The organism is Streptosporangium becharense (assembly GCF_014204985.1).
Taxonomy (GTDB): Bacteria; Actinomycetota; Actinomycetes; order Streptosporangiales; family Streptosporangiaceae; genus Streptosporangium; species Streptosporangium becharense.
Genome location: NZ_JACHMP010000001.1, coordinates 4,782,772 through 4,801,781, shown reverse-complemented (window position 1 = coordinate 4,801,781; position 19,010 = coordinate 4,782,772). Strand labels below are relative to the sequence as shown.

General features: G+C 72.3%; 19 protein-coding genes. 12 read left to right on the top strand and 7 right to left on the bottom strand.

What is annotated here, in order from left to right; genetic code table 11:
• The first annotated feature begins 116 nt into the window (after positions 1–116).
• The 3 genes from F4562_RS21225 to F4562_RS21215 all read left to right on the top strand — a co-directional run bounded on the left by F4562_RS21225 (position 117) and on the right by F4562_RS21215 (position 1,453).
• Positions 117–422: a hypothetical protein gene (locus F4562_RS21225; RefSeq protein WP_246473499.1), complete on the top strand. Its 306-nt coding sequence runs from the start codon at positions 117–119 to the stop codon at positions 420–422.
• 61 nt (positions 423–483) lie between these two features.
• Complete coding sequence (locus F4562_RS21220; RefSeq protein WP_184545054.1) at positions 484–1,113, top strand: TetR/AcrR family transcriptional regulator; 630 nt, start codon at positions 484–486, stop codon at positions 1,111–1,113.
• Between the two features lie 109 nt (positions 1,114–1,222).
• Positions 1,223–1,453: a DUF3107 domain-containing protein gene (locus F4562_RS21215; RefSeq protein WP_184545052.1), complete on the top strand. Its 231-nt coding sequence runs from the start codon at positions 1,223–1,225 to the stop codon at positions 1,451–1,453.
• A 602-nt stretch (positions 1,454–2,055) separates the two neighbouring features.
• On the opposite strand, the gene F4562_RS21210 is transcribed toward F4562_RS21215, so the two are convergent.
• Positions 2,056–2,706 carry a ferritin-like fold-containing protein gene (locus F4562_RS21210; RefSeq protein ID WP_184545050.1) on the bottom strand — a complete coding sequence of 217 codons (651 nt, stop codon included), beginning with the start codon at positions 2,704–2,706 and terminating at the stop codon, positions 2,056–2,058.
• A gap of 368 nt (positions 2,707–3,074) precedes the next feature.
• On the opposite strand from F4562_RS21210, the gene F4562_RS21205 reads away from it, so the two are divergent.
• Both F4562_RS21205 and F4562_RS21200 read left to right on the top strand, forming a co-directional pair.
• Positions 3,075–4,943 (top strand): DEAD/DEAH box helicase, encoded by a 1,869-nt coding sequence (locus F4562_RS21205; protein WP_184545048.1) that lies wholly within the window; start codon positions 3,075–3,077, stop codon positions 4,941–4,943.
• Positions 4,944–5,045: 102 nt separating this feature from the next.
• A complete protein-coding gene (locus F4562_RS21200; RefSeq protein WP_184545046.1) occupies positions 5,046–5,918 on the top strand; it encodes an alpha/beta fold hydrolase in 873 nt (290 codons plus the stop codon).
• 177 nt (positions 5,919–6,095) lie between these two features.
• Here the strand turns inward: F4562_RS21200 and F4562_RS21195 are convergent, their stop codons facing one another.
• The 3 genes from F4562_RS21195 to F4562_RS21185 form a co-directional block, all read right to left on the bottom strand.
• Positions 6,096–6,980 (bottom strand): RecB family exonuclease, encoded by an 885-nt coding sequence (locus tag F4562_RS21195; protein WP_184545044.1) that lies wholly within the window; start codon positions 6,978–6,980, stop codon positions 6,096–6,098.
• 6 nt (positions 6,981–6,986) lie between these two features.
• The gene (locus tag F4562_RS21190) at positions 6,987–7,709 is read right to left on the bottom strand and encodes an MBL fold metallo-hydrolase (protein WP_184545042.1); all 723 of its coding nucleotides are present in this window, start codon (positions 7,707–7,709) and stop codon (positions 6,987–6,989) included.
• Positions 7,710–7,786: 77 nt separating this feature from the next.
• Entirely contained in the window at positions 7,787–8,431 is a 645-nt protein-coding gene (locus F4562_RS21185) for a DUF6758 family protein (RefSeq protein ID WP_184545040.1), read from the bottom strand.
• 74 nt (positions 8,432–8,505) lie between these two features.
• Here F4562_RS21185 and F4562_RS21180 point away from each other — a divergent pair, with 74 nt between their 5' ends.
• Positions 8,506–8,904 carry an NUDIX hydrolase gene (locus F4562_RS21180; RefSeq protein WP_184545038.1) on the top strand — a complete coding sequence of 133 codons (399 nt, stop codon included), beginning with the start codon at positions 8,506–8,508 and terminating at the stop codon, positions 8,902–8,904.
• On the opposite strand, the gene F4562_RS21175 is transcribed toward F4562_RS21180, so the two are convergent.
• Positions 8,888–11,431, bottom strand: coding sequence for a beta propeller repeat protein (locus tag F4562_RS21175; RefSeq protein WP_184545036.1), 2,544 nt, complete (start codon positions 11,429–11,431; stop codon positions 8,888–8,890). The genes F4562_RS21180 and F4562_RS21175 overlap by 17 nt on opposite strands.
• A 1,189-nt stretch (positions 11,432–12,620) precedes the next feature.
• Here F4562_RS21175 and F4562_RS21170 point away from each other — a divergent pair.
• Both F4562_RS21170 and F4562_RS21165 read left to right on the top strand, forming a co-directional pair.
• The gene (locus F4562_RS21170) at positions 12,621–13,319 is read left to right on the top strand and encodes a hypothetical protein (protein WP_184545034.1); all 699 of its coding nucleotides are present in this window, start codon (positions 12,621–12,623) and stop codon (positions 13,317–13,319) included.
• Positions 13,319–13,876, top strand: a complete 558-nt coding sequence (locus F4562_RS21165) for a DUF6529 family protein (protein WP_184545032.1) — start codon at positions 13,319–13,321, stop codon at positions 13,874–13,876. The genes F4562_RS21170 and F4562_RS21165 overlap by 1 nt, the downstream gene beginning before the upstream one ends.
• Here F4562_RS21165 and F4562_RS21160 read toward each other — a convergent pair.
• Positions 13,866–14,807, bottom strand: a complete 942-nt coding sequence (locus tag F4562_RS21160; protein ID WP_184545030.1) for an HpcH/HpaI aldolase/citrate lyase family protein — start codon at positions 14,805–14,807, stop codon at positions 13,866–13,868. The two genes, F4562_RS21165 and F4562_RS21160, sit on opposite strands and share 11 nt — an antisense overlap.
• Positions 14,808–15,139: 332 nt before the next feature.
• Between F4562_RS21160 and F4562_RS21155 the strand changes: the two genes are divergently transcribed.
• On the top strand, positions 15,140–15,715 hold the full coding sequence (locus F4562_RS21155) for a biotin transporter BioY (RefSeq protein WP_184545029.1): 576 nt from the start codon (positions 15,140–15,142) through the stop codon (positions 15,713–15,715).
• Positions 15,716–15,840: 125 nt separating this feature from the next.
• On the top strand, positions 15,841–16,206 hold the full coding sequence (locus tag F4562_RS21150; RefSeq protein WP_184545027.1) for a hypothetical protein: 366 nt from the start codon (positions 15,841–15,843) through the stop codon (positions 16,204–16,206).
• On the opposite strand, the gene F4562_RS21145 is transcribed toward F4562_RS21150, so the two are convergent.
• Entirely contained in the window at positions 16,181–17,125 is a 945-nt protein-coding gene (locus tag F4562_RS21145) for an EamA family transporter (RefSeq protein ID WP_184545025.1), read from the bottom strand. The two genes, F4562_RS21150 and F4562_RS21145, sit on opposite strands and share 26 nt — an antisense overlap.
• 139 nt (positions 17,126–17,264) lie before the next feature.
• Between F4562_RS21145 and F4562_RS21140 the strand changes: the two genes are divergently transcribed.
• Both F4562_RS21140 and F4562_RS21135 read left to right on the top strand, forming a co-directional pair.
• Positions 17,265–18,506, top strand: a complete 1,242-nt coding sequence (locus tag F4562_RS21140; protein ID WP_311734159.1) for a magnesium transporter MgtE N-terminal domain-containing protein — start codon at positions 17,265–17,267, stop codon at positions 18,504–18,506.
• Positions 18,499–18,993, top strand: coding sequence for a DUF1003 domain-containing protein (locus F4562_RS21135; RefSeq protein WP_184545023.1), 495 nt, complete (start codon positions 18,499–18,501; stop codon positions 18,991–18,993). The genes F4562_RS21140 and F4562_RS21135 overlap by 8 nt, the downstream gene beginning before the upstream one ends.
• The last annotated feature ends 17 nt before the right edge of the window (positions 18,994–19,010 follow it).

The window sequence follows — 19,010 nt, the reverse complement described above, 5'->3', positions numbered from 1 at the left end:
TCCGATGCCCCGTCTTTCTCGGTACGCGGGACCCGAGGTCGTACTCTTGGCGGTGTCCGGCGTTTACCGGAACCCGGCGAGGACATGAGACGTCCTGGCCCGGATATGGACAGGGGATGCCTGAGATGGACGTGCGCGGCGACAGACTGCACGAGGAGACGGCCGACGGCCTCTCCGGGGAAATCTCGATCGAGACGCCGGAGGCCGACGCCGCCGAGCAGCGCCAGCCGGTGCGCGAGAACACCTCGGAGTGGCCCCGTGACCTCTCGCCGGAGATCGACCCGGCCGACGCCTACGAGCAGCGGCGCACGGTGCACGAGGACGACTCCTCCTGGCCCGACGACATCTCCGTCGAGACCGACCCGGCCGACGCCTACGAGCAGCGGATCATCGTCGAGATCGATGAGGACGACTATCGCTGAGCTCTGTTACCGATGCGTAGGATGGCGCAAGACACCAGGAGCTTCCCGCTAGGAGACCGCCGTGACCGCTACCCCGGACGCCAAGCCCCGGGGCACCCGTCTGCCCCGGACAGCCCGCCGTCGCCAACTGCTCAGCGCGGCGCAGGAAGTGTTCGTGGAGAACGGATACCACGCGGCGGCGATGGACGAGATCGCCGAGCGCGCCGGGGTGAGCAAGCCGGTGCTCTACCAGCACTTCCCCGGCAAGCAGGAGCTCTACCTGGCCCTGCTCGACCTGCACGTGGACGACATGATCGCCCGTTGCCGCGACGCGCTCGCCTCCACGACCGACAACAAGCAGCGCGTCCACGCCGCGATCGGCGCCTTCTTCGACTTCGTCTCCAGCCAGGGTGAGGCGTTCCGGCTGGTGTTCGAGTCGGACCTGCGCAACGTCGCCCCGGTCCGCCAGCGCATGGAGCGCAACCTCCGCGAGAGCGCCGAGATGATCAGCCAGGTCATCCAGGAGGACACCGGCTGCTCCAGCGACGAGGCGCGCCTGCTCGGCGTGGGGCTGGTCGGCATGGCCGAGGTCAGCGCCCGGTACTGGATCAGCAGCAACGGCTCCATCCCCAAGGACGCCGCCACCCAGCTCATCGCCCGGCTCTCCTGGCGGGGCATCTCCGGCTTCCCGCGGAGCACCACCGAGCACTGACACCTGTTCGCCCGGGGCGATCAACTGTTCGCTTGGCGCGATCAACCGGCGCGTCACATCGGCGGCGGGGCGACCATGGGACGAGCAACCCTCGTCGAAAGGGAGCACGATGGAAATCAAGATCGGCGTACGCTCGGTGCACCGCGAGCTCATAGTGGAGACCGACCTCACGGCCGAGGAGATCGAGAACGCGCTCGGAGCCGCGCTCTCGTCGAACACGGGCGTCTTCACCATCGACGACGCCAACGGCCGCAGGATCATCGTCCCGACCGCCTCACTGGGCTTCATCGAGATCGGCGAGGAGGAACCACGCGCCGTCGGCTTCGGCGGCACGCTCTGACGGATCCGCGGGCTCGCGCCAGGCCGTCCCCCACGGCGTGGCGCGGTCCGCGCGCCGGAGCGGGCCCCTGGTGGTGGGCTGGCCGGGCTTCTCGCCCGGGACGCGGCCCGCGCGCCGGGACAGGCCCCGGCGACCGCCGGCGATCACGCCCGGCCGCCGGAGCGTCCCCCCGGTCTCAGGCGTCGGAGCCCATCCCAGGGCACTCATCGCGCTCGCCGAGACCGCAGCCGTGCGGGCGTCTGACCCGGCGCAGATGCTCCTGTCCCCGGCCGATCGCCGGGCACCCCGCACTCCCTCTGCGCAGCACGGGACGGGAGATCCAGCGGTTCGGTCCACATCGTGTCAAGGAAACGCCGTAGCGGCGCGAGGCCCTCATGCCTGGCACGCTACAGCCGTTCCCCGCCTCGCGCGGGTCGATCAAGCGGACCAGCCGGGAGAGCCGACCACCTGCGCGGACCGGATGAGCCAGCCCCCTGGGCCGGCCGGAGGCCGTGCCGGACTCACCGGCCGGGCACGGCCACGGGCGAGAAGCGCCCGCGGGTCGGAAGGGTCGCGGGCCGTGAGAGTCGCGAGCCGTGAGGAACCGCCGGCCGGGCGAAGGCTCAGGGCCCGGGGGTGAGGCCGAGCGCGGCCACGCGCCTGCCGTGCGCCTCGGTGAGCCGCGCGAACATCCGGGTGATCTCCTCCCCCGACGCCTCCACCAGCAATGCGGCGAGTTCCGGCCTGGCCGCCGCCACGTGCTGGCCCTGGCTCAGCGCCTCGCCGACCAGCCGCCTGGCCCACAGCGCCAGCCGTCCGCTCTGCCGGGGATCCTGTCGCAGCGCCACGCTGACCCGGTCGACCGCGAACTGCGAGCGGCCCTCGTCCGCCAGCACCTCCTCGACGAGTTCGCGTGTCTCGTCGTCCACGTGGGTGGCCGCCTCGCGGTAGAAGTCGAGCGCGATGCCCGTGCCGACGTACGCCTTCACCAGAGCCTCCAGCCAGTCTCCCGGCGCGGTCTGGGCATGCCAGGCGTCCAGCGGCCCGACGAACGGCGCCATCGCCTCCTCCGGGTCCACGCCGAGGGAGGCCAGCCGGTCGCGGAGGAGCTCGAAGTGCGCGTACTCGGCCGCCGCGAGACCACCGAGCGCGGCCCGGTCGGTCAGCGAGGGGGCGTGCCGGGTGGCGTCTTCGGCGAGCCTGAGGAACGCGGTCAGCTCGGCGTAGGCGAGGACGCCGAGCAGGTCGGCGACGCCGGGAGGGGAATCACTCATGGCGGCAGCCTACGAGCTGACGGGCTCGGCGATTCACTGGGAATACGAAGAAATCGGTTCTCCGTTGTGGTATCGAGTACACTGCTCTGTGAAAGTGCGACCGCACCGTGTTAATCCGGGATATCCACTCCCGAACGCCCCCAGAAGTCGGCGTGACGCCGCAGCGGTCGCTGATGACATGAGAGGGCTGGACCTTCCGCGAGGACCTGGCACGGAGAACGCACTTCCTGCCGTGGTCCCGGCAGGCCTGCCTTCAACGGAGATTTAGGCAGGTCAAGCTGACGACGTTCCGAGACCTCGGAGTCACACCGGAGATCGCCGATGCCCTCGAGACCGAGGGCATCACCACGCCGTTCCCGATTCAGGAGATGGCACTTCCCCTGGCCCTCAGCGGCCAGGACATCATCGGCCAGGCTCGCACCGGCACCGGCAAGACCTACGCCTTCGGCGTGGCGATGCTGCAACGTGTCGGCAAGCCCAGGAAGAACCGGAAGAAGCCCCGCGGGCTGGTCGTGGTGCCGACCCGCGAGCTGGCCGTCCAGGTCACCGAAGACCTGGTGACGGCCGCCGGCAAGCTCGGCTCGCGCATCCTCACCGTGTACGGCGGGCGGGCCTACGAGCCCCAGATCGAAGCGCTCAAGCAGGGCGTCGACGTCATCGTCGGCACCCCGGGCCGCCTGCTCGACCTGGTCAAGCAGAAGCATCTGGATCTCGGGCAGATCCAGGCGCTCGTCCTCGACGAGGCCGACCGGATGCTCGACCTGGGCTTCCTGCCCGACATCGAGCGCATCATCAAGCTCATCCCCGCGGAGCGGCAGACGATGCTGTTCTCCGCGACCCTGCCCGGCGAGATCGTCGGCCTGTCCAGGCGTTACCTCAACCGCCCCACGCACGTGCGGGCCGAGAACAACGACGCCGAGGCCGAGGCGACGCCGCAGACCACCCAGTTCGTCTGGCGCGTGCACCGGATGGACAAGATCGAGATCCTGGGCCGCCTGCTGCAGTGCGAGGGGCGCGGGCTCACGATGACCTTCTGTGAGACCAAGCGCGCCTGCGACATGGTGGTCGAGCAGCTCAAGGAGCGCGGCTTCGCCGCCGCCGCCGTCCACGGCGACCTGGGGCAGGGCCAGCGCGAACAGGCCCTGCGGGCCTTCCGCAACGGCAAGATCGACGTGCTGGTCGCGACCGACGTCGCGGCGCGCGGCATCGACGTCGACGACGTCACCCACGTCGTCAACTACGACTGCCCGCAGGATGAGAAGTCCTACGTGCACCGGATCGGCCGCACCGGCCGGGCCGGCAGGACGGGCGTGGCGGTGACCTTCGTCGAGTGGGAGGACCTCACCCGCTGGAAGGTCATCAACAACGCGCTCTCGCTCGACTTCCCCGAGCCGGTCGAGACCTACTCGACCTCGCCGCACATCTTCAGCGACCTGGGCATCCCCGAGGGGACCAAGGGCGTGCTGCCGCGCGCCAACCGTTCCCGGGCGGGCCTGGCGGCCGAGGAGGTGGAGGATCTCGGTGAGACCGGACGCGTCCGCTCCCGCTCCTCCCGCAAGGGACGCGACGACGGCGACGAGCGCCGTGAACGCCCCGCCCGCACTCCCCGCGAACGCCGCCGCACCCGCGGTGGCCGTGTCAACGAGACCCCGGCGCCGGTCGAGGCCGAGGGGATCCAGCGTCCTGTCGTCGAGCTCGCCGAGGTGGAAGCGGACGTGGCATCCCGTAAGGACATCCGTGACGACCAGGTGGCCGAGGCGGCGCCCCGTCGGAGCCGCACCCGCAGGGCCGGCCTCAACCCCGAGGTGAGCCTGACCGCGGCCGAGACCACGGCTTCGGGCGAGACCACGGCTTCGGGCGAGTTCGCGGCCGAGGAACCCACCCGCGGCTCACGCCGCACCCGGCGCGAGCGGGTGGCCGAGACCCCGGTCGAAGCCCCGGTCGAAGCCCCGGTCGAGGTGCGGTGGGACGGCGGGCAGGCCGGGCGCCATGAGGACGACACCGTGAACGACACCGTGAACGAGCGCTGGGACGACGAGCCCGCCGCGACGGCCCCGGTGCACCGCCCGGAGCCGGAGAAGATCATTCCGCCCAGCCCGTTCGCGGTGATCTTCCGTTCGCCCGACCTCGCGACGGACGACGACGAGATCGCCCCCTCGGCGGCCTCCGAACGCGTACAGAACCGCCGCCGCGTGCCGGGGCGGGGACAGCAGCGGGGCGGACGCCGCCCGAGCTAGCCGTACCACCACCACGAAGGGGCGCGACCGGGCCGGTGGCGCCCCTTCTCGCGTTCCGAGACGCACAGAGCCATGCCACCAAGAGAGGTATCGTGGGGCCACGTGAGTACGCCGCGTTTTCTGACCCTGCCTCCTGGCGTCCGTTCCCGCCAGATCGAGACGGCGTTGGGCACCTTCGCCGCGCTGGAGGCGCTGCCCGTCAGCGGCATCCCCGAGCGCTGGCCCGCCCTGCTGGTCCCCGGTCTCACCGGCAGCAAGGAAGACTTCATCGCGGTGCTGCAGACGCTGGCCCAGGCGGGCCGGCAGGTCGTGGCGGTCGACATGCGGGGGCAGTTCGAGACCACCGGTCCTGACGACTCCGCCGCCTACACCTGCGCCGCGCTCGGCAACGACATCGACGTCCTGGCCCAGGTGATCGGCCAGGACGGGCCGATCCACCTGGTCGGCCACTCCTTCGGCGGTCTGGTGACCCGTGAGGCGGTCATCGACGGCCGGACCCGGTTCGCGTCGTACACACTCATGAGCTCCGGCCCCGCCGCGATCATCGGCCCCCGGGAGCGCGCGGGCCGCGCCATGCTGTCCGAGTTGCCCGAGACCGGCCTGGAACACATGTGGCACAACCGGCTGGAACCCGAAGCCCTGTCCGCCGGGGTGCCCGACGAGATCGTCGCCTTCCTGCGCAAGAGGTTCTTCGCCAACTCCGTCACCGGCATGTACCGGATGACCGAAGAGGTGCTCTCCGCCCCCGACCGGTGCGACGAGCTGACCCAGATCGACGTCCCGACCCTGGTGCTGTACGGCGAGCACGACGACGGCTGGCCGCCGCGCCTCCAGTCGGAGATGGCCCGCCGCCTGAACGCCGACTGCGTCGTCGTGCCGGGGGCCGCCCACTCCCCCGCCGTGGAGGCCCCCGAGACGACGGCCGCCGCCCTCACCCGTTTCTGGAACGCCGCCGAGTCCCGGCGTTCCGCCTGACCACACGGTGTCCGGCGTCGCGGTGTCCGGCGTCGCGGTGTCCGGCCACCGGACCGCTCCTCGCCGCCGACCGGGCAGAAGGCCGGCGCCGCCTGAGGTACGCGGCGCCTTCGGCAGGCACTCGACGCCTTCGGCGGGTACGCGGCGCCTTCAACCGGCCGGTGACCTGCGGGACCTTCAGTCGGCCAGGCCGTCCCAGGGCCGGCGCTCCTCCGAGGCGGCCCGGCCCTCGGGGCAGTGGCGACGGAAGTCGCACCAGGAGCAGAGCGGGCCGGTGCGGGGCGGGAAGAGCGCGTCGATCTCCTCGGGGACCCGCGGCGGGCTGCGGTCGGCGCCTTTGGGCCGGGTGGCCGTGGCCGACCATTCCTTGTAGCGTTCGTCGGCCTCCGCGGCCTCGGTCGCGATCTCCTCGGCGTGGGAGAGGTGACGGGCCAGGGACTCGTCGGTGTGCTCCCACTCCACGACCGAGCCGGTCGGCAGGTGGTGCAGCTCGACCCGGTGGCAGGGGCGGTGCATGACCCGGGAGGAGGCGATGGCGTACACGGCCAGCGCGAGCGAAGAGCGGGCGTCGTCGGTGTCCAGCGGGCGGCGGCCGGTCTTGTAGTCGACCACGACCAGTTCGCCGCCGCGCTGGTCGAGCCGGTCGATCCGGCCGGAGAGGGCCACCACCGAGGTGCGGGTGGCCACCGTGCGCTCCACCCCGACCGGCTCCACGGCGGGGTCGAGGGCCGCGGTGTATCCGGTGACCATGTCGCGGGCCCGATCACGCCAGGAGGCCGACTGCTCCGCGTCGCGGAACCCCTCGTTGATCCATCCTCTGGTGAGAAGCGTCCCGGCGACGGCCGGCGTGCGCCGCTCGTACGGCTCGCGCCACCACGCGGCCAGCGCGTTGTGCACGCTGATGCCCACACTGGTGTGTGCCCAGGGCGGCCCCTTGGACGGCGTGGGCCGGTCCAGGTAGGTGAACCGGTAGCGCCTCGGGCAGTCGAGCCAGGTGTTCAGCCGCGACGGCGTACACGCGTACAGCCGCCGCGGCATGCCCTCCAGAGGAAGCTGGTCCATGGAAGGCTATTCGTCGCGGGCGTTCAGCCGGATCCCGGCGGCGCGGGTGCCGTCGGTCAGCGGGGACTCACTCGCGGCCTCCTGCTCGCCCGGACCGCGGGTCAGCGAGCCGGAGAGCCAGGCGTCGAAGTGGGGTTCCAGAGCGCCGATGGTCGTCTCCTCACCGTGCGCGGGCAGCACCCGGGTGCTGTGCCGCAGGGTGAACAGGCGCCCGCCGATGGCGGTCAGCTGGTCGGCCAGGGCGGGATACTCTTCCCCGATCTTCCCCGGGCCGTCGGCCTGCAGGGTCTTGCCGGTGAAGACCGCGTCCAGGGACTCGCAGTACAGCGAGACGCCGCCGTGCGTGACGCCGGGGGTGGACATGACCTCCAGTTCGACGTCGGCGACGGCGAAGACGCCCTCGTCCTCCATGTCGATGTCGGGCCAGGTCTCGGGCCAGGTCTGCCGCCACAGCGGCCGGTCCTTCGGGTGCAGGGCGACCACGGCCTCGTCCCTCAGGGCGATCTCGATGGCCGCGCCCACGTGGTCGGGCAGACCGTGGGTGCAGATAACCGCCAGCACCTCGCGCTTGCCGACCTTCTCCATGATCCTTTCCGCGTCGCGCGCGGGATCGATGACGATGACCTCCTCATCGTCACCGAGGATCCAGGTGTTGTTCTCGACCTCGTGCTCGACGCCGTCGATATCGACGACGCCCTCGGTCACCACTCGCTCGATACGCGCTGTCACGTTTCCGAACTTTACTGCCTCACCCCGCCGGCCGGTCCGAACGCCGGGACGCGGAACCGCGTCCCGGCCCTGGCCGGTCATGCTTCCGGGACGCCCAGGCGTGGGCAGAACGCCCCGAAGGGGAGATCGAGCGCCTGGTCGCGGTCGCGCAGGTCACGCAGGGACAGCTCGGACAGAGTGATCATGTAGCCCGCCTCGGCGGGCCAGACGATCACCCACAGCCAGTTTCCGAGCGCCTCCCCCGCGTAGACGGCCCGGTCCGGCGCAGCGGTCTTGGCGCACCACAACGCGGCCGGATGACCTCTGACATCGATCTTGGCGTGCGGCGGGCCGTCATCGAACCCGGTACCCGGGTCGGTGCCCTCCAGGCCGGCGAACGCCGCCCCCAGGCCCACCCCCGGCTCCTCCGCGATGATCAGCAGATCGGCGGGGCCGTGGGTCAGCGACGGGCCGGAGAGCGCCACCACGGCGGCCCGCACGCCGCTGCGCTCGTCACCGGCCTGGGAGAACCCGGTGACCAGCCAGCCGGCGGGCAACGGCCACGGAAGCCAGACCGGGACGCGCGCGGCCGCGGTGATCATCTCCACGGCCGCGACGGAGGGCTGCCTGGGGGGTTGCAGGGGGAGCACGTCACCGTGCGGACCACATCGCCAGGCGCTTGACCAAACGCTGGGCGGACGCAACGGGCCAAAGCACCGGGGACAAGTAGGCGCGGCTTTCACGACTACTCACGCTGCTTCGTTCATGGCCGGTCCGTCAAGGCTCTTTCTCGTTATCGCGCCGTAATCTTGTTCACGTGCGCGTAAATTGTGTCGGCGCCGTCATCCTCGACGGCTCCGGGCGGATACTCCTGATCCGCCGCGGCAGGCCCCCCGGCGAGGGGTTGTGGTCCGTGCCGGGCGGCCGGGTCGAGCCCGGGGAGTCCGACGCCGAGGCGGTCGTCCGCGAGGTCCTGGAGGAGACCGGCCTGACGGTCGTCCCCGGCCGCCTGGCCGGCACCGTCGACCGTCCGGGCCCCGGCGGGGTCGTCTACGAGATACGCGACTACCTGGCCGAGGTCTCCGGCGGAGCGCTCCGCGCCGGAGACGACGCCGCCGACGCCCGCTGGTTCGCCCCCGCCGAGCTCACCCGGCTCCCGCTCACTGCCGGACTGCTGGACGCGCTCACCGGCTGGGCGGTCATCGCGACGAGGTGAGGGCGGAGCGCCACAGCGTGAGGTGGTCGGCGCTGTAGGTGGTGGAACGGCCCAGGGCCACGACCCGAGTGCCGGAGACCGCCACCGCGCCGAGCCACTGCGCACCCTCGCCCTGCAGGATGTCCTGGTCGGAGTCGTTCCGCTGCCAGTCCAGGCCGTCCGCGGACGTCCACGCCACGCCGTCGCCCTCACCGGGGACCCCGTGCCAACCGACCGCCACGACGCCTTCCGGCGCCGCGGCCAGGTCCTGGACGGCGGCGGCCTCGTCGGCGGGAAGCCAGGAGAACTCCCAGGTCGTCCCGTTGTCCGCGGAGACCGCGCCGAAGGCCCGCCGGCCGTCCTCGGTCACCGCGGTGCCCGCCGCCACGATGTGCCCGCCGTGCAGGACGACGTGCCGCAGTCCGGCTGACGTCGCCCCCGGGGGCAGGACGGGTTTCCTGCCGGTCCAGTTGACGCCGTCGGCCGACACCCACACCACACCGGTCTCCCGCGCGGCCGGGACGGTCCCGCCGACGGCCACGTACCCGGACGAGGTCGCCGAGACGTCGTGCAACCGCACCCCCGTACCGCCCGCGGGAAGCTTGGCGGCCCGGGAGAAACGCCTGAGGTCGGCGGAGAACCACAGCGCGGGCACGGTCTCGGCCGGTCCCCGGTCCTCACCCGCCATGACGTAGCCGGACGGCCCGGCCGCCACCGCGTGAGGCGCGAGGAAGTCGTGGTCACCGGCCGGGGCGAGGGGGCCCGTGCCGGGGACCCCGCTCCAGTTCGCGCCGTCCGCCGAGGTGACGACCAGCGGCACGGTGGAGGAGGCGTGGGTCATCGCGCTGCCGACGGCCAGCCAGCCGTGCTTGCCGTACGCGACGTCGGAGAGGGTCTGGCGCCTCGGGCCGCCGAGGATCTGCGTCGAGCCCGCGGCGGCCCAGTCCTCGCCGTCCGCGCTGGTCCAGATGCCGGCGTCACCGGACACGGCACCCACGGCGACGAACCTGCCCTCTCCCGCGGCCACCCTGGTGGTCTCCCGCGCGGTCCGGGCGAGCCCTTCGATCCCGGTGAGGGGCACGGACCTCGCCTGGCCCCCCTTGGGGGCGGTGATGAGGACCACCCGGTTGTCCACGTCAGCGGCGCGCTCGTCACCGCCGACGACGAGCGTGCCGTCGTCGGAGACGGCCAACGCCCGCAACGAGCCCGCCACCTGGCCCAGGTCGGTGCTCCTCTTCCAGTTGCGGCCGTCACCGCTGGTGTAGACGGTGTATCGCTCGAAGCCGGATTCGACGACCGCGGCGACACCGGTCGCCGAGGAGGCCAGGCGCCTGACGCCCGAGCCCTCGGGGGCCAGGCCGGTGATGGCGCCGCACTCCTCCCAGTCGGCGCCGTCGCGCGAGCAGCGGACCCGGACCTCGCCCTTGTCGCTGCGCTGCTGGGTCGGCACCAGCACGAACCCGCCGGGAGCCACGGCCAGCGCGCCGGGTTCCGGGGCGACGCCCGCGATCGAGGTCCCGGCCCGCTCCCAGTTCCGGCCGCCGTCCTTGGAGCGCAGGACGACCGAGGTCTGCCGCCCCTCGGCCGGGTCGGCCAGCGCGACCACCGCGTCGCCCTTGGCGACGACGGCCTTGATGCCGCGGACCTTGTCCGGCGTGCCGATCTCCCGGGTCTGCACCCGTTTCCAGTCGAGACCGTTGTGCGAGACCCAGGCGACGGCACCGGTGGTGCCGTCCTGCAGCACGGTCGCCCCGACCACGACGAAACCCGAGGAGGTACGGGCCAGATCCATGATCGTGTCACCGGCGGTGAAGGCGTCCAGCCCGGCCGGGTCGACCGCGGTCCAGCTGTGACCGTCGGAGCTGGTCCACAACCCGTGCCCGGCGCCGAGGGGATCGTTGCCCGCGGCCAGCCAGCGGTCGCCACCGCCCGCCACCCGGCCCACCGTGGTCGGTCCCGTCTCGGACCCCGCCGGGCCGTCCACCTTGCCCAGCTCCCAGGTGGCGCCTTCGTCGGAGGAGACGAGGAACAGCGGCCTGGGCACGGGGCTGGTGGTGTCGCTGCCGACCGCGACCATGGTGGAGCCCACCGAGGCCACGGCGTTGAGCACCTGGTTGGACCCGTTGCCGCTGGTGGTGCCCTGCGACACGAAGCTCTCGTCCCCGGAGCGCACCTCGTCGCCGACCAGGCGCAGGCCGGTGGCGAAGGGGCTGCTCACCCAGTCCCACAGCACCAGGCCGCCGCCGACGGAGGCGGCGAGGACCATGACCGCCAGGAACGGGACCAGCAGTCCCCGCCCGCGCCTGCGCCTGGTCGGGCTGGAGCGGCGCATGGCGGAGGGAGCCGGGGCCGCGCGATGGTGCCGCCCGCCGTTCGGGCCACGCCTGCCGGGGGCACCCTGCGCGACCAGCAGGTCGGGCCTGGTGGGCCTGCCTCCCGGCGGCCGTCCCACCCGGCGGACCGGCTCGAAACCGTCGCCGGGGGTGGCGGGCGGCCCGACGTCGTCATCGGACGCGGCGGCGGCCGGCTCGGGCACCGGCTCGCGCATCGGCGCCGGCGCCCGTGCCGGATCGGGTGCCGGATCCGGCCCGCGCGCCGGTTCTCGCGGCGGGTTCGGCACCGGCCCGTACGCCGGTCCGGGAGGCGACACAGAAGCAGGCCCGGGAGGCGGCCCGTACGCCGGTCCGGGAGGCGACACGGGAGCAGGCCCGTGCACCGGGCCGGGGGCCGGCTCGGTCCGGGGGGTGCGGGGGGTGCGGGGCGGGCCAGAGGCCACCAGGCGGTCCGGCCGGTTCGCCAGCCTGGGTCGCGCCTCCCGGCCGGACGCCCCGGCACCGGTCGAGCCGGTGGCCCCCTCGGGTCCGCCGGGACCCGAGGGGTCGCCGGGACCTGCGGGCCCGGTGGGACTCCCAGGCCCGGTGGGACTCCCAGACCCGGTGGAACTCCCGGCACCGGTGGGACTCCCGGGCCCGGTGGAACCCACGGCCCCGATGGAACCCACGGGTCCGGTGGAACCCCCGGCACCGGCGGGATCTGTCGCCGGGGCGTACGGCCGCGCGTAGGAGCGGCGGCGCTCGCCGCCGAGTCCCTCGGGGCGGGCACGAGGCGGCTCGTCGTCCGGGGTGGGAGCGGCGAACGGGGGGAGCGTCCAAGGCGAGGCCAGGGGGATCTCCCGGGCCGCGTCTTCGGCGGGGCCCGGCGGGAAGTGCTGGATCGTCGGTGGGGACGAGGGGGACTCCGGTGACCCGCCTTCGTGGGACAGGTCGTCGTACCGTCCGCCGTCGTCCGGCGGCCGGTCTTGCGAGCGCGGGTCGTGGGGGCCCGAGGCCACGCTCAGCACCTCCTCATGGGAAGCCCGTCCGAGTCCGGGACCACCGCCCCGGATCGTTCCAGTTGTCTCCGTACTGTTGCGCCGCAACCCCTACGGATGCGGCAGATCGCACGCGACCCTACTCCTACCCCGTTCACCGGAAACGATCACCTCTCGAAGGCCCGGCGCCCGGAGATCGGCCGCACACAGTCCAGAGCAACACGTCCGGGCCGCGATGACGAGAGCTCTCTAGTCAGATTTATCGGCGGAACACCGGAATCATCGTGGTTTCCCGATACGAACACCCAGCCCGGCTCCGTCTCCCGGGAAATCCAGCCCGCGTCCCCCAGTGCGGATTTGTTCACAGACTCCCTGATCAAGGCCGGGTAGACCTGAGCGCAGGAAACCACCACCCAGGGAGCAGACCATGAAACGGCTGGGGCCCGGCTCCACGCTGGCGATCGGGGCGGCGATGGTCGCCGTGCTCGGCACGCTCAGCGTCACCACATCACCGATCATCCAGAACGTGAACGCCGAGGAGGACCGGAAGGACCGCGAGCCCGCACGGAGCCCGGCCGCGCGAGCCACGTCGCAGGCCACGCCGGCCCCGAAGGCGTCCGAACCCGCCGGGCCCACCCCGGCCAGGGCCGACTACGCCGGGCGGGTCAAGGGCGACAGCGGCCTGATCGCCGTCTCCGTCCGCAACGGCAAGGCGGTCGGCTACTTCTGCGACGGCAGGATCGAGGCGTGGCTCAAGGGGAAGGCGGCCGGCGGCGAGGTCACGCTGTCCGGCCGGGGGAACGCCTCGCTCGTCGCCCGGCTCACCGAGGGCACCGGAGGTGCCGGAGGCAGGGCCACAGGGAGTCTGAGGCTCGGCGAGAAGGAGTGGGACTTCACGGCATCCACCGTCAAGAAGCCCTCCGGCCTCTACCGGGCGACCGCCGTCGTGCGCGGCGCGCAGGTCCGCGCCGGCTGGATCTACCTCGACGACGGCACCCGGGTCGGCCTGACCCTCGTGGACGGTGGGGTCGCCGACGTGGCGATCCCCGAGCCGGGTGAGAACGCCGTCGTCGACGGCGTGCGGATCGACCCCAAGGACGTCGACGAGTTCATCGGAGGGTTGTGATGGGTGACACGCAGGCCGCGCCGGTCCCGCGGCAGAACCTCGCTCCCCTGCTCGTCCCGCTCGTCGTCGGCGGACTGGTCGCGGTCGGGCTGGGCGTCTACGGACGCGTCCACACCCCCACCGGGTACGCGGTCGGACCGGCCGGGTTCTCCGGGCCGCTGGCCATGAAGACCTGGCTCACCACCGGTGCGTTCCTGCTGGCGTTGGTGCAGGTGTTCTCGGCCCTCGTCATGTGGGGCCAGATCACATGGGACGTCCCGTGGATCGCCACCGCGCACCGCTGGTCGGGACGTGCGGCCTTCCTGCTGACGGTCCCCGTCGCGTTCCACTGCCTGTACGCGCTGGGCACCCAGTTCGACGTGCCGCGGGTGATGGCCCACTCGCTGCTGGGCTGTTTCTTCTACGGCGTGTTCGTCGCCAAGATGCTGGCCCTGCCCAGGCGGGGGCTGCCCGGCTGGACCCTCCCGCTCCTCGGCGGGCTGGCCTTCACCGCCCTGGCCGGTCTCTGGCTGACCTCCTCGCTCTGGTTCTTCACCACGATCGGGGTCACGCTGTAGGCGGGGTGAAGGCCGTGGTCCGCGTCAGGCCCGCAGCCCTGCCCTTGGTGGCCACCACCAGCGCCATCTTCCGGGACGCCTCATCGATCATCTCGTCGCCGAGCATGACCGCGCCGCGCCTCTCGACCGTCGTGTAGTACTCGTACGCGTCGAGGATCAGCTCGGCGCGGTCGTAGTCGTCCTGTGACGGGGAGAAGACCTCGTTGGCGGCCTCGATCTGGGTGGGGTGGAGTACCCACTTGCCGTCGAACCCGAGTGCCGCGGCCCGGTTCGCGACCCGGCGGTAGCCGTCGAGGTCCTTGATCGCCAGATACGGGCCGTCGATGGCCTGCAGGCCGTGCGCGCGGGCGGCCATCAGGATGCGCATCAGGATGTAGTGGTAGGCGTCGCCCTCGGTGTAGCCGGGCGGCTGCTCGCCGACCACCAGGGTCCGCATGTTGATCGACGCCATGAAGTCGGCAGGACCGAAGACCAGCGTCTCCAGCCGCGGGGACGCCCCGCCGATGGCGTCGATGTTCACCAGCCCCCCGGCACTCTCGATCTGGGCCTCGATGCCGATCCCACCGACCGGCAGGCCGTTGGCCCGCTCGATCTGGGTCAGCAGCGTGTCGAGCCACATCACCTGGGTGGCGTCCTCGACCTTGGGCAGCATCAGGCAGTCGACGAACTCACCGGCGCCCTCCACGACCTCGATGACGTCGCGGTAGGTCCACCGGGTGCCGAGGTCGTTGACCCGCACCACTCTCGTCTTCCCCGACCAGTCGCCCTCGCGCAGGGCGGCCACGATGTTCTTGCGCGCGTCCCCCTTGGCGAGGGGGGCGACGGAGTCCTCCAGGTCGAGGAAGACCTCGTCGGCGGGAAGCCCCTGCGCCTTCTCCAGGAAACGGGGGTTGCTGCCGGGCACCGCGAGACACGAACGTCGGGAGCGCATGGGCACACGTTAGCGGCAGGCGCCCGGCGGGGACAGGACCGGCCTCCGCGACAGGCACCCGACAGGACAGGCCCGCTCCCGCAGGACAGGCCCGGCCCCGCAGGACAGGCCCGCTCTCGCGGCAGGCGCCCTGCGGGGGCGGGCCCGCTCTCGCGGCAGGCGCCCGGATCCCGCGACGGCGACCGTCGCGGCCGTCGGCACGGCGTTCCGTGCCCACCCCGCACTATGGCGCCCGTACAAAGACCGCGTCCCGTTCTTGGCGGTGAACTCGTCGCCCGCGACCCGAGAGATCGGAACAATTGCCGCTAATAACCCCAAAGGAGACATACACCATGGCAAACGCGTCCTCGGTGGCCCGGCCCGCCGTACTGTCCGACCTCATCCCGGCCTCCCGGGTCCGCGACGTCGCCCTCGTGCTCGGCGGCGCCGCTCTGACGGGCCTGGCCGCGCAGCTCAGCTTCCCGCTGCCCGGCTCCCCGGTGCCGGTCAGCGGCCAGACGTTCGCGGTCGTCCTGGTCGGCGCGGCACTGGGCATGAACCGGGCGGTGCTGAGCATGGCGATCTACCTCCTGGCCGGTGTGGCGGGCATGCCGTGGTTCGCCGAGGGCGCCTCGGGCTTCGGCGGTGCCTCGTTCGGCTACGTGATCGGTTTCGTCGCCGCGGCGGCCGTCGTCGGCAAGCTCGCCGAGCACGGCGGTGACCGCACCGCCCTGCGCACGGTCGGCACGATGGTGGCGGGCAACATGGTCATCTACGCCTTCGGCCTGCCCGTGCTGATCGCGGTCGCCCAGGTCGGCCCGGCCGAGGGACTGGCGCTGGGCGTGCTGCCCTTCCTGCTCGGCGACGCCCTGAAGATCGCCGTCGCGGCCGGGCTGCTCCCCGCCGCCTGGAAGCTCGCCGGACGCTGAGCCGAGGCCGAGGCCGGGACCGATGCCATGGCGGACGCGGCCGGTACCCGGCGATCGCCACGGCCGGTACCCGGCGACGGGCACGGCCGGTATCCGGCGGCACGCTCAGGCCGTACATTCGTGTCGTGAGCGTGATCGAGGAGGGTGCGAAGAAGTCGGGTGTCCTGTGGCTGTCGCTCGACCGGCCACGGCTGGCCTGGCACACCTGGCACGACGGCGCGATCTACGTGGTCACCGGGGGCGGCGAGCAGTCGCTCCCGGGGCTGACGGAGGCCGACCGGGTCGAGGTGACCCTGCGGAGCAAGGACAACGGCGGGCGGCTGGTCTCCTTCGTCGCCTCCGTCGAGGTGGTGGATCAGGCCGAGGCCGCCGAGGCGGTCGCCGCGCTGGCCAAGGAGCGGCTCAACGCCGTCGACGGAGCGGGGCTGACCGAGCGGTGGGCGGCCCGCTCCCACGTGGTGCGGCTCACCCCACCCGGGCCGGTTCCCTGACCTGCGGTGGCGCCGCGGGCAGTTCGGCCGTGGCGCGCTGGGCGAGGTAGGCGCCGGTCAGCACGATGACGCCGCCCGCGATCTGGAACGGGCCGAGGGCCTCGCCCAGCAGGATCCAGGCGATCACAGCCCCGGCGATGACCTCCAGCGAGGCGACCGTGGAGCCGACGGCGGCCGACAGGCGGCGCACCGCGGTGACACCGAGGATGTAGGCGACGACCGTGGCGACCACGACCATCCACGCCAGGGCACCCGCCACCGGCAGGGGGTATCCGCCCTGCGGGGTCACGGTCCCGCTGAGCGCTCCCCAGGGGATGTTCCACGGACGGGAGATCGGGGCGAGCACCACGGCGGCGCCCAGCAGGCCCCAGGCGATGAGGCCGAGCGGGTCGACGTCGTCGCCGAAGCCGTCGCTGAGCAGGAAGTATCCGGCGCAGCAGGCCGCCGCGCCGAAGGCGAGCAGGAGCCCGACGGGGTCGAGGGCGAGCCCGGACCAGACCTCCACCACGATGCCGAGCCCGGCCACGGCGACGACGGCACCGACGAAGGCCGCCCGGGGCAACCGTACCCGGCGGACGAACCGGACCCAGAGCACCACCAGCACCGGTGAGGTGAACTCGATCAACAGAGTCACGCCGACCGGCAGCCGGGTGATCGCCGCGAAGTACAGCGCCTGCACACCGGCGACCGCGACCACGGCGTAGGCCAAGAAGAACAGCAGCCGGGAACGCGGGATGCGCAGCGCCGCGGGCCTGACGACGGCGAGGACGGCGAGGAGCAGCATCCCGGCGCCCGCCATCCTCGCCCAGACCGACTCCAGCGGGGCCAGCCCCGCCGCACCCAGGTATTTGGCCATGGGCCCCGAGAAGGCGAAACACCAGGACGACGCGAATGCGATCAGCAGGCCCGCTCGTCTCATCAGTCACCGTCCATGTAATTACCGTTTATCATCTTTGATGCTGTCATGCCCCCTCCGGGAGAGGCAAGGGGCGTCCGAAATGTGAACCATGGCGCGTGGCTTGAGGCGGTGAAGCCGAGATGCGCCCTACGCTGCAAATGTGAGGGTCTTCATCGCCCGTCTCGCCGGGGTCCCGGTCTTCGACCCGGCCGGTGACCAGATCGGCCGGATACGCGACGTGGTGGTGGCCATCGCCGGCACCGCGCCGCCTCGTGTGCACGGGCTGGTCGTCGAGGTGCAGCCCCGGCGGCGGGTCTTCCTGCCCATCACCCGGGTACGGGCCATCGAACCCGGGGCCGTCGTCTTCAGCGGCCAGATCAACATGCGCCGCTTCGAGCAGCGGGCGACCGAGAACCTGGTCATCGCCGAGATGCTCGACCTGCGCGTGGAGGTGGGGGGTGAACGGGTGACGGTCCTCGACCTGGCCATGGAGGAGAGCAAGGGCTCGGAGTGGCTGGTCACCAAGGTGGCGGTGATCGGGAACCCACCCGGCGTCGGCCTGCGCCGGCGCGGCACGACCAGGATCGTCGACTGGGCGGACGTCCGCGGCTTCGGCGCCGTCCAGAAGGACCAGGGGGCGGCCAACCTGCTGGTCGCCTTCGAGTCGATGCGCGCCGCCGACCTGGCCGGTGCCCTGCACGAGCTGCCCGACAAGCGCCGGGTCGAGGTGGCGGCGGCCCTCGACGACGAACGACTCGCCGACGTGCTGGAGGAACTGCCCGAACGCGACCAGATCGGCATCCTCAGCCGACTGGCCCCCGAACGGGCCGCGGACGTGCTGGAGGAGATGAACCCCGACGACGCCGCCGACCTGCTCCAGGACCTCCCCGCCGAGCAGGCCGAGGCGCTGATGGCGCTGATGGAGCCCGAGGAGGCCGCGCCGATCAGGCGACTGCTGATCTACCCGGAGAACACCGCGGGCGGCATGATGACGAGCGAGCCCGTGGTGCTCCCGCCCAACTCCACGGTCGCCGAGGCGCTGGCCCACATCCGCCAGGGCGACCTCACCCCCGCGGTGGCCGCGCAGGTCTACGTGGCCCGGCCGCCGGTCGAGACGCCCACCGGCCGTTTCCTCGGCCTGGCCCACTTCCAGCGGCTGCTGCGCGAGCCTCCGTCGACCCTGCTCGGCAGCGTCCTGGACACCTCGCTCGACCCGATCAGACCGGATTTCACCCTCGGCCAGGTGACCTCCTACCTGGCCACGTACAACCTGGTGGCGGCGCCGGTGGTGGACGAGGCGGGCCGCCTGGTCGGCGCCGTCACCGTGGACGACGTGCTCGACCACCTGCTCCCCGAAGACTGGCGTGAGCCGGACTCCGTACCGGGAGCCGGGCGTGGCTGACCGCCTGGACCAGCCCAGGCAGCCGGGCCCCCGGCTGCGTCCGCACTACGACCCCGAGGCGTTCGGGCGGCTCTCGGAACGGATCGCCCGCTTCCTCGGCACCGCCAGGTTCCTGGTTTACATGACGGGTTTCGTCGCCGTCTGGGTGCTGTGGAATGTCTTCACCCCGGAGTCCTGGCGCTTCGACCCCTATCCCTTCATCTTCCTCACCCTGATGCTCTCGCTCCAGGCCTCGTACGCCGCACCGTTGATCCTGCTCGCCCAGAACCGGCAGGCCGACCGGGACCGGGTGCAGAGCGAGCTCGACCGCGCGGCGGCCGACCGTGCCCAGGCCGACCTCGAGTACCTGACCAGGGAGATCGCCGCGTTACGCATGGCGCTCGGCGAGGTCGCGACCCGGGACTACATCCACTCGGAGCTGCAACGGCTCCAGGAGGACCTGCAGGAACCGTCCACCCCCGCGGACCCGGCGGGGGCGGACCGCTGAACGGGTCAGGCGGGGGT